10 protein-coding genes and 1 pseudogene are annotated in these 13,183 nt (G+C 68.4%); 6 read left to right on the forward strand and 5 right to left on the reverse strand.

Annotation, left to right across the window (positions count from 1 at the left end; genetic code table 11):
* Positions 1-3: 3 nt before the first annotated feature.
* Entirely contained in the window at positions 4-681 is a 678-nt protein-coding gene (locus OOK40_RS21620) for a response regulator transcription factor (RefSeq protein WP_266484282.1), read from the reverse strand.
* A gap of 391 nt (positions 682-1,072) precedes the next feature.
* Between OOK40_RS21620 and OOK40_RS21625 the strand changes: the two genes are divergently transcribed.
* Both OOK40_RS21625 and OOK40_RS21630 read left to right on the forward strand, forming a co-directional pair.
* Positions 1,073-1,828, forward strand: coding sequence for a nuclear transport factor 2 family protein (locus OOK40_RS21625; RefSeq protein ID WP_266484285.1), 756 nt, complete (start codon positions 1,073-1,075; stop codon positions 1,826-1,828).
* 64 nt (positions 1,829-1,892) lie between these two features.
* The gene (locus OOK40_RS21630) at positions 1,893-2,321 is read left to right on the forward strand and encodes a PPOX class F420-dependent oxidoreductase (RefSeq protein WP_266484287.1); all 429 of its coding nucleotides are present in this window, start codon (positions 1,893-1,895) and stop codon (positions 2,319-2,321) included.
* A 51-nt stretch (positions 2,322-2,372) separates the two neighbouring features.
* Here OOK40_RS21630 and OOK40_RS21635 read toward each other — a convergent pair whose 3' ends face one another.
* The gene (locus OOK40_RS21635) at positions 2,373-2,759 is read right to left on the reverse strand and encodes a nuclear transport factor 2 family protein (protein ID WP_266484289.1); all 387 of its coding nucleotides are present in this window, start codon (positions 2,757-2,759) and stop codon (positions 2,373-2,375) included.
* 394 nt (positions 2,760-3,153) lie between these two features.
* Between OOK40_RS21635 and OOK40_RS21640 the strand changes: the two genes are divergently transcribed.
* Positions 3,154-4,074: an AraC family transcriptional regulator gene (locus OOK40_RS21640; RefSeq protein ID WP_266484292.1), complete on the forward strand. Its 921-nt coding sequence runs from the start codon at positions 3,154-3,156 to the stop codon at positions 4,072-4,074.
* A gap of 17 nt (positions 4,075-4,091) precedes the next feature.
* Here the strand turns inward: OOK40_RS21640 and OOK40_RS21645 are convergent, their stop codons facing one another.
* Complete coding sequence (locus OOK40_RS21645) at positions 4,092-6,020, reverse strand: glycoside hydrolase (RefSeq protein WP_323136083.1); 1,929 nt, start codon at positions 6,018-6,020, stop codon at positions 4,092-4,094.
* A 361-nt stretch (positions 6,021-6,381) separates the two neighbouring features.
* On the opposite strand from OOK40_RS21645, the gene OOK40_RS21650 reads away from it, so the two are divergent.
* The 3 genes from OOK40_RS21650 to OOK40_RS21660 all read left to right on the forward strand — a co-directional run bounded on the left by OOK40_RS21650 (position 6,382) and on the right by OOK40_RS21660 (position 10,285).
* A complete protein-coding gene (locus tag OOK40_RS21650) occupies positions 6,382-7,062 on the forward strand; it encodes a response regulator transcription factor (RefSeq protein WP_266484296.1) in 681 nt (226 codons plus the stop codon).
* Between the two features lie 11 nt (positions 7,063-7,073).
* Positions 7,074-8,444, forward strand: a complete 1,371-nt coding sequence (locus tag OOK40_RS21655) for a cell wall metabolism sensor histidine kinase WalK (RefSeq protein ID WP_266484299.1) — start codon at positions 7,074-7,076, stop codon at positions 8,442-8,444.
* A 329-nt stretch (positions 8,445-8,773) separates the two neighbouring features.
* Positions 8,774-10,285 carry a nucleobase:cation symporter-2 family protein gene (locus OOK40_RS21660; protein ID WP_266484301.1) on the forward strand — a complete coding sequence of 504 codons (1,512 nt, stop codon included), beginning with the start codon at positions 8,774-8,776 and terminating at the stop codon, positions 10,283-10,285.
* A gap of 40 nt (positions 10,286-10,325) precedes the next feature.
* On the opposite strand, the gene OOK40_RS21665 is transcribed toward OOK40_RS21660, so the two are convergent.
* Together OOK40_RS21665 and OOK40_RS21670 are read right to left on the reverse strand one after the other, a co-directional pair.
* Positions 10,326-10,943, reverse strand: a complete 618-nt coding sequence (locus OOK40_RS21665) for a TetR/AcrR family transcriptional regulator (RefSeq protein ID WP_266484303.1) — start codon at positions 10,941-10,943, stop codon at positions 10,326-10,328.
* Positions 10,944-11,049: 106 nt separating this feature from the next.
* A pseudogene (locus OOK40_RS21670) lies at positions 11,050-13,112 on the reverse strand (discoidin domain-containing protein).
* Positions 13,113-13,183: the final 71 nt, after the last annotated feature.

A 13,183-nucleotide genomic window follows, 5' to 3' on the forward strand; every position in this document is an offset into this window, starting at 1 on the left:
TGCCTAACCGCCATCGGAGGCCAGCCGGTAGCCGCAGCCACGCACGGTCTCGATCGCGGCCCGCCCGAAAGGCCGGTCGAGCTTATTGCGCAGATGACGGACGTAGACCTCGACAATGTTGGGATCGCCGTCGAAGTCGTCGTCCCAGACATGCGCGAGGATCTCCCGCTTGGACACGGTCTCCCCGCGCCTGCGCAGCAGGAACTCCAGCAACGCCAGCTCCCGGGCGGTCAGTTGGACCCGCTCCCCGCCGCGCGAGACCTCCTTGGCCGCGGGATCGAGCCGCAGATCACCGGCGGTGAGTGCGGCGGGCCGCTCGCGCGGGTCACGGCGCAGCAGTGCCCGCAGCCGGGCCAGGAGCACGGCGTACGAGAAGGGCTTGGTCAGATAGTCGTCGGCACCGGTGTCCAGCCCCTCGACCTCGTCCCACTCGCCCTCCTTGGCGGTGAGCATCAGGACCGGCGTCCAGTTGCCCTCGGCGCGCAGGGCAGCGCAGACGCGGTAGCCGTTGAGGCCCGGCAGCATGATGTCGAGGACGATGGCGTCATAGGGCTTCTCGCGGGCACGCCACAGGCCGTCCGTACCGTCCAAGGCGACATCGACGGCGAAGCCCTCCGCCTCCAGACCGATGCGCAGCCCTTCGGCGAATCGCTCCTCGTCCTCGACGACCAGTACCCGCATGCCCCGATTGTGGCCCCCGGCACCTGAAGCGGGGCTGAACACGCACGAGTGTCGGGCCGGGAGCGTCGCCGCCTTGGGGCCGTCGACGAAATCAACCATCACCGTTCCGACGCCGCCAGTCACCAGGGTGATCCGGTGGGAGTCCGGCCGGTACGGCATCGCGAGCGTTTGCGCAGACAGTCGGCTCATCAGCCTGTGTTCTTCCAAGCCCGGGTGCGGTCGGTCGGATTGCTTTAACCGACCTCAGGGAGGATGACCCATTGAGTAGCTGTCTATTTTTGACCATGGTTGTTCAGGATCTCACCTCGTGTGCCGGATCAATTCCGACGACGCTGGAGGAGCAGTCGGCGGACACCGGGTCCGCCGCCCCCCGGTCGAACGGATGCGCGTCATGAACAACAAGGATCTGGTCCTCAAGGCCACAGGTGAGCTGTTCGGTCACAAGGACCCCTCCGCAGTGGACCGCTGCGTCTCCCCGACGTACAAGCAGCACAGCGCGCTGGCCGCCGACGGCCCCGAGGCTCTGCGTGAGCTGGTCGACTCGCTCTCTGCGGACTTTCGCTACGAGGGCGTCCGGGTCATCGCCGACGGAGATCTGGTCGCTTTGCACGGGGTCTACCACGGCCTCGGCCCCACGGCGCTGGTCGCCTTCGACATCTTCCGGGTGGAGAACGGCAAGCTTGCCGAGCACTGGGACGCCCTGGTGCCGGTGGTCGAGGACACCGTCAGCGGCCGCTCCCAGACCGACGGCCCTACCCAGGTCGGCGACCTGGAGATCACCGAGGCGAACCGCGAGCTGGTCGCCGAGTACGCCGAGAAGGTGCTCAAGGGCGCCGACTACTCGGCGTCGACCGACTACACCTCCGCCGAGACCTACCACCAGCACAACCCGGAGGCCGGTGACGGGCTGGACGGTTTCGGGGTGGCCGCAGCCAAGTGGGCTGAGCAGGGCAAGAACGTCGTCTACAAGACGATCCACAAGGTCATCGCGGAGGGTGACTTCGTCCTGGTGCAGGCCGAGGGCGAGTTCGGCGAGCCGGTCGTCTACTACGACCTGTTCCGCCTCGCCGACGGGAAGATCGTCGAGCACTGGGACGTCATCCAGGCGATCCCCGCCGAACTGCCGCACGGCAACGGCCTGTTCTGACCGACAGCAGCAACAGGACAACCACAGACCGCAACCGACCCATTCGTAAGGAAACCCAGGACTCATGGCCGCACCCATGACCGACGCTGAATGGCGCGCCTTCGTCAGTGAGGGCACCCGCACCGCGAAAATCGCCACCACCCGTGTCGACGGACGCCCACACGTGGCACCCGTCTGGTTCCTGTTGGACGGCGACAACCTCGTATTCAACACCGGCAAGAACTCCGTCAAGGGCCGCACCCTGATCCGCGACGGGCGACTCTCCCTCTGTGTGGACGACGATCGGCCGCCGTTTTCCTTCGTCGTCATCGACGGCCGGGCGCAGGTGAGCGAGGATTTGCCAGAGGTGCGCGACTGGGCGGCCCGGATCGCCGGCCGCTACGTGGGAGAGGACCTTGCGGCACAGTACGCCGCCCGTAACAGCGTGCCGGGGGTTCTCCTGGTGCGGGTGTCCATCGTGAAGGTCCTGGCGTTCAGCGGCGTAGCCGACTGACACGAGGGTGTTCGTGAACGATTCCTCTGCGGGGTCTGACCCAGCGTGCCGTCAGAACATGGTGTTGGGGTTCCTGGAAGTGGCGGGGATGAGTTGGAGTACGTCCCAGTGCTCAACGATCTTTCCGTTGTCGTCGAAACGGAAGATGTCGATGCCGGCGTATTCCTCGTTCGGCCACACCTGGTGGCAGTGAAGGACGACGTGGCTGCCCTCGGCGATGGCGCGTTTGACCTCCACGCGCTTGCCCGGGTATTCGGCAGCCATCCGTTCAAAATAGTCGACGAAGTCCTGCCTGCCGTCACTGGCAAGCGGGTTGTGCTGGATATAGGTGTCGCCCACGTGCCTGTCGAAAGCTTCCGCCGGACGGCATTCGTTGAACAGCAGGTCGTAGAACGCCTTGGCCGTGGCCTTGTTGTGCTCGAGATGGATATCAGTCATGTCAGTCATTGTAGGTAGTCGCTCTCTGGTAGTTGTAGTGTCAATCTACAGATTCGAGCCGCTATTTGGCCGGAGCTGGTCGAGTTCAGGATCGGTCCCGGGCGTCCGCCGCTTGCCGTACCGCTTCAGGCGCTCAAGCTGCCGGTCCGGCGGGATCATCGCCCCCAGCCCCACCTTTTCCACGGCGCGGGCTGCTTGCTCAGCGTCGGGCTCAGGGGGCACTGAACATCTCCTGGTACTCGTGGCGTGCGCAGTCGGGTCAGGTGCCGCAGAGGCCGGGGTGCTGGTCGAGGTCCTTATATAATTCCGTCACCCGCTCCTTGCTCTGCCGTGGTGACCCTGCTCAACGCTAAGGGCGGAACTGGGACCCATCCGGATAGGCTGGTGACTCACGATGGTCAGAAACCGACAACCGGCCTCGCGCGTGATCCCCGAGGTCGCCTTCGCCGCCCCCGTCGGCACCCCCGCCGGGGTCGAGGTCCTTTCTCTGGCCGAACTGCGCTCACGTATTGGACCCGAGCAGCGTCGGATCGCGGCGCCGGGACGGCCGGACTTCCACCATCTGCTCACCCTCACCAGCGGCTCCCTGTGGCAGACGGTGGACTTCACCGGGTACGCCCTCAGGCCCGGTTCCTGGCTGTGGGCGCGGCCGGGTCAGGTGTACCAATGGGGTGACATCACCCAGGCCGAGGGCACAGTGATCATTTTCGAGCGGGACTTCCCCGACCCGGCCACCACCACCGCCGCTCGCCTGGACGACCCGCACGCTCCGGTCGTACGAGTGCCGCGCGGCGACGACATCGAAGCACTGCACACGGCAGCCCACCACCTGGACCGGGAGTTCCAGGCGGCAATGCAGCTGCCGGTCGACATCCACGTCACGGTGCTGCGCCACCTGCTGGCCGTACTCGTCCTGCGCCTCACGCACCTGGCCTCGTCCGTCGGCAGTCCCTCGCCCGAGCCCGGATCGACGTATCTGCGTTTCCGTGACGCGGTCGAGCGCGAGTTCGCCTCCACCCGCCGCCTGGACGACTACGCCCATGCTCTCGGCTACTCCGCGCGTACGCTCTCCCGTGCCACTCTCGCCGCCGCCGGTGTCGGGGCAAAGGAGTTCATCGACCGCAGGGTCGTCCTGGAGGCCAAACGCCTGCTCGCGCACAGCGACTTGCCCGCGGTACGGATCGCCGCCCAGCTCGGCTTCTCCAGCGCCACCAACTTCAGCAAGTACTTTCACCAGCGCACCGGGCAGACCCCGATCGCCTTCCGCGAGTCCGCGCGCGGTCGCCATGACCCGGCACGGGCCGACCGCCGGTGAGAGGGTCGCTTCGGACGTTACGGACAGAGGGTGCGGTCCGGGCCGCCCGGCACCTCGGCTCGTACGCAGCCGCCCGGCAGCCCCCGGTACGGCGAGGATCCGAAGTTGGCCGTCACGGTCAGCGCCGTGTCGCCGAAGGTGGTGCGCTGCACCCGGTGGTCGGCGGTGAGCCGGGTGAAGCCGGTCATCGCCTTGGTACCCGCCGCCTTCTGGAGATGAGCGAAGAAACGCTGGAGCTTTGCGATCTCGGGGCCGTGCTTCTTCAGGCTCGCGCCGTCCAGCGTGAAGTTGAGCGGCGTGTTGTAGAGCATCGCCAGCAGCGCGCGGACGGTCTGCTGCTCGGGCAGCTTGTAGTACCCCAGCTCCCACCGCTCCACGCTCACCACGGAGTCATGCAGCACGGTCTCGTACAACGGCACCCTGTAGCGCGGGTCGTACATCGCGCGGGCGGCGTCGGAGGTGAGCTTCGCGGGCCTGAAGAAGAGATCCGGTGCGTTCTGGGGGGCGTAGCCGCCCCAGGTCTCGCGGTCGCGCTCCAGTGCCCACAGGTGGTCCGACACGGGCGTACTCGAACCGTGGCTGTAGGCCAGGACGCCGCCCGCCCAACTGCCCGCCGACTCCGAGCCCAGCACCAGTTTCCGCTCGCGTGACAGCATCTCCATACGGGCCAGCCGATTGGCTCGGTCGCGCGCCTGTGTGGCCGGGTGCGCGGGGGAGTGGTCGCGGAAGAGCTCGCCCGCCGCGTCGACATCGAGGAAGTAGCTGTTCGCGCCGTTGGCGGTCATCGACCTCGTCCGGTCGGCCAGATAGTGGTGCGTGGGCTCGGCCTGCGCCAGGGCCTGTGAGCTGACGTAGCAGCCCCGGCCGCCGAAGCCGGTCTTCACCTTGCCGTCCGCGCCGCGCACACACGCGTCCGGCCAGACCGGCGCGGGCCACGTGGAGGACGGGGCGTCAGCCGTCGCCGGATCCTGGGCGTTGGACCACGAGTCGTAGGGGCCGACCAGGTACCCGGCCTTCTTGGCCGTATTCACGGCCTCCCGCGTCATGGGCCGGGCGTCGGCGTCGTAGCCCAGCCACATCCGGTCCAGGCCCAGTGCTCGCATCCGCTCGACGGACTCCTTGCTCCGCCCGTCGCCCCACAGGTACGCGTGGAAGGCGCCGATGAGCCTGCCCGCCTGCGGGTTCTCCTCGATCTTGCGCTCCAGGCTGCCGAGTTGTCCATGCTCGACCAGCCACCGCCGGTAGTCCTTCGCCGCGGCGACCGGCGACACGTCGGTCAGGGCGAATGCGACCGTGTAGCGGCGGGTCTCCTCCTTCTCACTGAAGGCATGGGTGGTGGCGGTGCGCAGGCGGCCGGCCCGCGAGGCGAACTCGAGCGTGGTCCCGATATCGGTCGGGACCACATAGCTGACGCCGTGGCGCCCCATCGTCCAGCCCCAGAACGGCATGGTCAGCCCGTCGGTGAGCGCGATTGCTCCGCCGCCCGCCAGCTTCGCCCGCTCCGAGTTCCACCACGGGTCCGCCGCCGGGATCGACAGTCCCTCGCCGCGCGGCACCTGTACGGCCGACGCCTGGGGGTCCACCCCGCTGACCGGCCAGGTCAGCTCCGCGTCGCGTGAACTGCGCATCTCGACCACCAGCCGGCCGGCGCGCTCACGGGCCGTAACAGTCAGACCCCGTTTCGGGTAGTGCCAGGTCGCCGCCGAGTCCCGCAGGGCAACGTCCACGGCCGGGCCGAGATCCTGCGCGGCTTTGGCGGAGAACACCAGCGAAGTCCCGTCGGCCGCACGGGCGGTGACGCCGAGCGTGGCCGGATCCACGCGCGCCTGGCCGCCTTTGACCGGTACCACGACCGTGCCGCCGTCCAGCCGGGCACGGTTGTCCGGTGGCGATGCCGAGCCGGCCGGCATGAGGGAGGCGGCGCCGGCGAGGAGCGTTGCGGACACGGCGGCCGCGGTCAGGGCCCGGACTCGTGGCGAGCCCGGCCAACGATGCTTTGTTTTCTTGGTGAACGGCAACATGGCAGTCACCGTCTTTCTCAAAGGTGAGAGGCAGATGAGAACCACCAGGGCGTGTTTTAGAAGTAGCGCCGTCCGCCCGCAGGGCGGGCCCCGCGGCGTCTGGTGCGTGCAATCGCAAGGCGGAGGATTGCCCTCGTACTGGACGTACTTGGGCGACTCCGACAACACCGCGAGTGCGCGTGCCAGGCGTCGCGGGGCAGGCGAAACTTCTAAAACACGCCCTGGGCGCGGCGTGACGTGAGAGACGGCAGAGGACGCGCGTCGGAACAATCCGCGGGAGGTACGTTTGGGAGCCGTGTCGGTGCTGGTCGTGGATGACGAGCCGGCCACGCGCGAGGCCGTCGCCGAGGCCCTGGAGATCGAAGGCTATGCCGTGGCGCTGGCAGCCGACGGCGCCGAGGCACTGCACAGCGTGGCGGCGCGCCCGCCGGACGCCATCGTGCTTGACGTCCTCATGCCCCGTATGGACGGGCTTGCCTTCTGCCGACGGCTGCGGGCGCTCGGCGACCGCACGCCGATCCTGGTGCTCACCGCGCGCGGCACCGTGGAGGACCGGGTGGGCGGGCTCGACGCCGGGGCCGACGACTATCTCGCCAAGCCGTTCGCACTGCAGGAACTCCTCGCGCGGCTGCGGGCCCTGCTTCGGCGCGCATACCCCGAGGACGGCGACACGCCGGCTTTCGCGGACCTCACCCTGGACCCGCAGACGCGACGGGGGCGGCGCGGAGGCCGGCTGATCCAGTTCAGCCAAACCGAGTTCGCTCTCCTGGAGTTGCTGGTCCGCAACGCGGGCCATGTACTGACCCGTGAAGTCATCATGGACCGCGTCTGGGGTTACGACTTCGGGCCCGGTTCCAACTCCGTGGAGGTCTACATCCGTTACGTGCGCCGCAAGCTCGAAGCGGACGGCGAACGGCGCCTGGTGCACACGGTGCGCGGGCTCGGCTACCGGCTGGCTCTGGAATGAAACCGGAACTCGTGACTGTCTGGCGGCGGCTGTCGATCCGCAGCCGGATGGCCGGCACCGCGGCGCTCGCCGTCGCCCTCGCCGTCGCAGCGATGGCCGTGGTCGGCTATGTCGCCGCCGACCGCCAGGCCCATCGCGAGCTGGATCTCGGGCTGGTCCGCGAGGCCAACCGGATCAAACGGCAGGTCCAGAGCGGTACTTGGTCGGCGGCCGGCCCCTGTGCCTGGCTGTCCGCCCCTGCCTGCGTGCAACTCGTGGGCTCCGACGGAGAGGTGAGCGCCGAGGGCGCGACCGAGCGGGGGGCGCTCGACACCCGTGACGCGCGGGCCGTCGCAGGCGGCAGGAAGACCGCGTTCTTCAGCACCGCCCGGCTGCAGGGCCACCCGGTCCGCGTCTACACCGCGCCGGTCGCCGAGGGCCGGGCGGTGCAGGTCTGGGTGCGCTCCGACGGGGTGGAGCGCGGTGTGGCACGCGTCCGTACGGTACTGATCGAAGCCGGAGCGGCAGGCGTGCTCCTCGCCTGCCTTCTCGGGTACCTCGTCGCCCGCACCAGCCTCGCCCCGCTGGCCCGGCTGACGGCCGTCGTCGAGCGGATCGCCACGACCCGTGACACCCGGCACCGCATCGCTGTCACCGGCCACGACGAAGCGGCCCGGCTGACGGGCAGCTTCAACACGATGCTGATGGCTCTGCACGACTCGCTCACCGCCCAGCGCCGCCTGGTCGCGGACGCCTCCCACGAGCTGCGCACTCCGCTGACCAGCCTGCGCACCAACGCCGAACTCCTGGCCAGGATCGCCCCCGACGACGTCCGCCGCCGCGAACGCGCAACGACGGCTCTGGGCCGGCAGATCAGCGAGCTGGTGGACCTGGTGGAGGATCTGGCGGAGCTGGCGCGGGGCGACGAAGGGGCGGACGAACCGGCCGATGACCTCCGGCTCGACGCGGTCGTGACCCAGTGCGTGGACCGGGCGCGTGCGCATCGGCCCGCCACGGTGTTCACGGTGGAGACCGAGCCGACGCTGATCTTCGGCGTACGCGCCCGGCTGGCTCGCGCGACGGCGAACCTGCTCGACAACGCGGCCAAGTTCAGCCCCGACGGCTCCGTGGTGGAAGTCCGGCTGCGTGATGGTGAGCTCACCATCCGTGACCACGGTCCGGGCATCGACCCCGGCGACCTGCCGCACATCTTTGACCGCTTCTACCGCGCCCCGGCCGCCCGCGCCCGCCCCGGCTCGGGCCTTGGCCTGTCCATCGTCGCCCAGGCCGCGGCCCTGCACGGTGCCACAGCCACAGCCGAGCCCGCGAAGGACGGCGGGACGGTCATGCGCCTGTCCTTCCGGACGGCCGGGGGCCGGGAAGGCTCGTCATCCCCCTCGTGATCATCGCACTCGTGATCGTATGAATCGTGGCTCCAAATGGCCCCGCCTCAGGGGGACTTGCCGTATCAGGGACCGGGGCGCGCTGCCCTGGCTTTGGAGGTTTGCCCAGGTAGAGGCCCCGAGGGCGGCTCTTTCTTTGGAGAAGTCTACGATGTTCGCCGAGTTCCTCTCTGGCGTTGGATATGCGTCACACAGGACGAAGAGCCGACGGAGACACCGCGAGCCTTCGAGCCCCCTGCGACTGGCTGAAACCAGGGTGCGCCATCGTCGTCGCGCCAGGGATAACCAGAGGACCTCTCACTACCTACCTCTTGAAGGGCAAGGCGGAGATGGCACGAGTCGCCCCGCTTTCCGCTGGAAAGCAAAGTGAGCACCCGGTCGACGAGGTGCTCCCCCTCCCGAAACTGGCTCTCTACGGGTTCCAGCACGTCCTGGCGTTCTACGCCGGTGCCGTGATCGTCCCGATCATCGTGGGCGGGGCCCTCGGGCTCAGCCGCGAAGAGCTCGTCTATCTGATCAACGCAGACCTGTTCACCTGCGGTATCGCCTCGATCATCCAGGCCCTCGGCATCGGCCGGATCGGCGCGCGGCTGCCGCTGATCCAAGGGGTCACCTTCACCGCGGTGTCCCCGATGATCGCGATCGGCCTCGGCGCCGGCGGTGGCACAGCCGCCCTGCTGGTGATCTACGGCGCGGTGATCACCGCGGGCGTCGCCACGTTCGCCTTCGCTTGGCTCCCCGCCCGGGCCTTCAAGGCTGTGCTGGGACTCTTCCCGCCGGTGGTCACCGGCACGGTGATCACCGTCCTGGGGCTGGTCCTCATCCCGGTGGGGCTGAACGACGCGGCGGGCGGGGTGGGCAGCCCCCACTTCGGCGATCCCGAGAACTTCGCCTACGCGGGCGGCACCATGGCCTTCATTCTGGTGCTGATGAAGATCGGCCGGCCGTTCCTGTCCAGCATCGCCATCCTGCTCGGGCTGGTGGGCGGCACCGCGGCCGCTTTCCTGCTGGGTGACGCGAGCTTCACCGACGTCGGCAAGGCGGACTGGGTGGGCGTCACCACCCCGTTCCACTTCGGCGTCCCGCAGTTCCAGTGGTTCCCGATCCTGCTGATGCTGATCGTCATGCTGATCACCATGGTGGAGACCACCGGTGACACGTACGCCATCGGCGACATTGTGGGCAAGAAGATCGACGGCGAGACCGTGGCCCGCGCCCTGCGCGCCGATGGCGCCGCGACCGCCCTCGGTGGTGTGCTCAACTCCTTCCCGTACGTCGCCTTCGCGGAGAACGTCGGCCTGGTGCGGATGACGAAGGTCAAGAGCCGCTTCGTGGTCGTCGCGGCCGGTGTTTTCATGATCGTGCTGGGAATGCTGCCGAAGGCCGCCGCCGCGGTCGCCTCGGTGCCGCACCCGGTGCTCGGTGGCGCCGCGACCGTGATGTTCGCGATGGTCGCCCTGGCCGGTATCCAGACCCTGGCCAAGGTGGATCTCAAGGAGGAGAAGAACGCCTTGGTGGTGGGCGTCTCGCTGGCGATGGCCCTGCTGCCGTCCACCGTCCCTGTGCTGTTCAAGGAGCACATGAACGCGGACCTCGCCTCGCTGCTGAACAGCGGCGTCACGCTCGGCGCGAGCACCGCGATCCTGCTGAACCTGGTCCTCAATCGCCTGGGCCCGAAGGAGCCGCAGAGCGAGCCGGTGGTGGCGGGCGGTGTGGTGACGGACGTGGATGGGGCGGACGCCGCCCCGTCTCATCCCGCTCCTGCACCCGCCGGGGTACCGGCCCAGGTCGCCCCCACGGGTGCGGCGGGGCCGTCGGTGGACGAGCCGGACGGCGCCTAGGACCACCCGCCGGGCTCGCTCGCGGGCCCGGCGGACCGCTTCAGTCCATTGCCGCCGGTTGGACTTGGTCGCATACGAGGCCGGTGACGTGGTCGGTGATCATGTCGAGGATGTCCGCCCAGGCGGTGTCATTGCCGAGGACGAGGAAGTTCAGGGTCAGTCCGTCGGTCATGGCGGCCAGATAGCGGGCCAGCACGGGGACGGGCACGCGGAGTTCGAACCCCATGCTGTGACGCAGTTGCTCGATGAGTTCGCCGTAGGTGTCGCAGTACAGCGCGTGCTGCCGCCGTGCCAGATGCTCGAACCCCGGGCGGCGCAGCGCGTACTGCGTGAGTTCGTACGTGAGCATGTGCTCGCCGGGGTTGGCGGTCACATGGTCCCAGTAGGCCTGGAAACCCGCCCGGATGGTCTCCCGGAGGGTGGCCTTCGGCCGGATCGCTTCCTTTGCCACCGTGACGCCGTGATCGGTGATCGCCGTGATGACGGACTCGATCAGGGCCTGCTTGGAGTCGAAGCAGTAGTGGAAGACGCTCAGTGACACTCCCGCCTCGGCGGCGATGGACCGGGTCGTCGTCCTGGAGACGCCGTCGCGGGTCATCGCGCGGATCGCTGCCTCGATCAGCTGTTGACGCCGCTCGGCCGACGGCATGCGTGCCATGTCGTTTCCTTCGTTCTTGTGCCGCGCGGAAGCAAGCGGTCGGGGCCGGCCGGATCAGGAGAACTGATCCGGCCGGCCCCGGCCGTTGGGGACTCCATGGGTGGTGTCAGCTGCTGTAGACGCCGACTTCGCGGAGGGAGAAGCCCCACTTGGTGCCGCGCTCCAGCCCGTGGACGCGGACGTAGCGGGCCGGCGTACCGGTGAACTGCGCCGTGTCCAGGCCGCCGTCACCGGCGGTCGTGGACCATACGGACTGCCAGTTCGTACCGTCGCTGGAGACCTCGATGCGATACGCCTTCCCGTAGGCGCTTCCCAGTTGAGGGTGACGCGCTTGATCAGGCTCTGGGCGCCGAGGTCGATCCGTAGCCACTGGTCGTCACTCCAGTCGCTCGCCCAGCGGGTGTCCGCGTTGCCGTCCACGGCCCGGCCGGGTGCGTAACTCGTGAACAGGCTCCACTCCGACGAACTGGCCGAGGTGGACGAGCCCGCGGCAAGGTTCACCCCGGCTTTGTGGTTCTCGGACGCCTTCCAGGTACCGAGGTAGGACTCGGCGCCCCGGAAGAGGTCGTCCACGACACCCTGGCCGCCGACGAGCCGTATGTCCTCGATCCAGTCAGGGACCAGGCCGTAGTGCGCGGCGCCGTCGGTGTTGATGTCCCAGGTGCGCTCGCCGGTGGTCTGCCTGTCGATGACGGCGCTGCCGTCGGTGCTGCGGAAGGGGTACTTCACCGGGTTCGGGGTGTCCGCGCCGCGGGGGCCCGGCCAGCCGCCCACGCCGTTCATGTCGGTGCCGTAGCCGTAGCCGACGTTGTACTTGTCGCGCAGCGCGTCCGTGCGCTTCGCCTCGGCGCTGAAGGCCTCGGCGCCGTTCATGTACTGGGCTACGAAGCCGCCGAGACGGTAGACGCGCTCGGTCCAGTTGAGGTCCATCCAGCTGTGCGAGGAGATCACGCCCGGGTAGGACTCGGACTCGAAGATGTCGAAGGCCCGGCCCGCGGCCTTGACGCCCATATGGTCGATTTCCAGCATCATTTTGCGTTTCATCATGCCGCGCACGGCGTACTCGCCGAGCTCGGTGAGACCGCGGGTGTTGCACTGCGCGTCCGCGGCGTACGACGGGACGTGCACGCCTGCCGGCAGCTCCTTCTCCGCGTTGGGCGCAGCTGCGAGGCCGATGGGGTTGTCGTGCTGCGGGCCTGCGCACTTCTCCGTCTTCCAGAAGGTGCCGGTCGACAGGAACTGGCCGACGTTGATCGCCGTGCCGAGGGTGCCCGAGTCGAATCGGACGCCGCACAGGGCGTTGTCGAACTTGTGGCACAGGAACATGCTGCGTACGCCCAGTTTGTACAGCTCGTCGAGACCGCGGTCGATGTCGGCCCTGCTGCACTGCGCGACATCGAGGATCTGCTTGCAGCCGAACGGCTCGGAGGTCTCGACCCCCAGAACGACGGCGAGCTTGCCCTGCTGGACGACCTCGCGGGCCTGAGCGGAGTCGGTGACGATCCTGAACCAGCCCTTGCCGGGGCCGCCGTACATCTTGTCGACGTAGGCCTGCAGGTCGTACGTCTTCTGCGCCTGCAGGCGGATGGAGGTCATCTCGTCGCAGCTGCGGTCCTTGAAGAAGTAGACCGAGCAGATCACGCCGTTGGTGACGAGGTCGTTGACGAGCACCCGCTGACCGCCGCGCCAGGCCCGTTCGACCCAGGCGTAGTAGTTCTGCTGGTGGGTCAACGAGTCATGGGCGGGCCAGTCCTTGAACGTCGGCCATCCGTTGGGATCGTGCTTGCCGTCGCCGCCCTTGGTGATGAAGTCGAAGATCGCGAGCGAGCCGTCGGGGTAGTGCTCGGGGCAGTCCTTGAGAGCGTCGGCGATGCCCAGTTCGGAGAACGTCTTGCCGCAGATGAGCCGGCCACCGAAGGCCTCGTTGGACATCAGGTGGTTGTGTGCGTCGACGAAGCCCCGTACCTGCCCCTGGGCGTCGGTTCCCTTGAAGGGCTCGCCCGTGACATTGATCTGGGAGTCGGGCGCGGGCCGCGCGGCCGGTGTCCACCAGCCCGACTCGGCCGAGGAGTTGGGTGCAGTGCCGAGGACCATGGCCACGACGGTGAGGAGCAACGACAGAACCGCGAGGGGCCTGCGTCGGCGGTGCGAGCGTCGAGTCGTGGTCATCACTCACGCCTTCGGTCGGAGGATTGCGCGGGTCGGGGAGCAAGACCGTCCGGAGACCTGACGTGATTGTC

Source organism: Streptomyces sp. NBC_01481 (assembly GCF_026339995.1).
Taxonomy (GTDB): Bacteria; Actinomycetota; Actinomycetes; order Streptomycetales; family Streptomycetaceae; genus Streptomyces.

Excerpts from the sequence above, each read along its gene's own strand:
- OOK40_RS21620 (WP_266484282.1), bottom strand. The coding sequence starts at position 681 with ATGCGGGTACTGGTCGTCGAGGACGAGGAGCGATTCGCCGAAGGGCTG.
- OOK40_RS21625 (WP_266484285.1), top strand. The coding sequence starts at position 1,073 with ATGAACAACAAGGATCTGGTCCTCAAGGCCACAGGTGAGCTGTTCGGT.
- OOK40_RS21630 (WP_266484287.1), top strand. The coding sequence starts at position 1,893 with ATGGCCGCACCCATGACCGACGCTGAATGGCGCGCCTTCGTCAGTGAG.
- OOK40_RS21635 (WP_266484289.1), bottom strand. The coding sequence starts at position 2,759 with ATGACTGATATCCATCTCGAGCACAACAAGGCCACGGCCAAGGCGTTC.
- OOK40_RS21640 (WP_266484292.1), top strand. The coding sequence starts at position 3,154 with ATGGTCAGAAACCGACAACCGGCCTCGCGCGTGATCCCCGAGGTCGCC.
- OOK40_RS21660 (WP_266484301.1), top strand. The coding sequence starts at position 8,774 with ATGGCACGAGTCGCCCCGCTTTCCGCTGGAAAGCAAAGTGAGCACCCG.
- OOK40_RS21665 (WP_266484303.1), bottom strand. The coding sequence starts at position 10,943 with ATGGCACGCATGCCGTCGGCCGAGCGGCGTCAACAGCTGATCGAGGCA.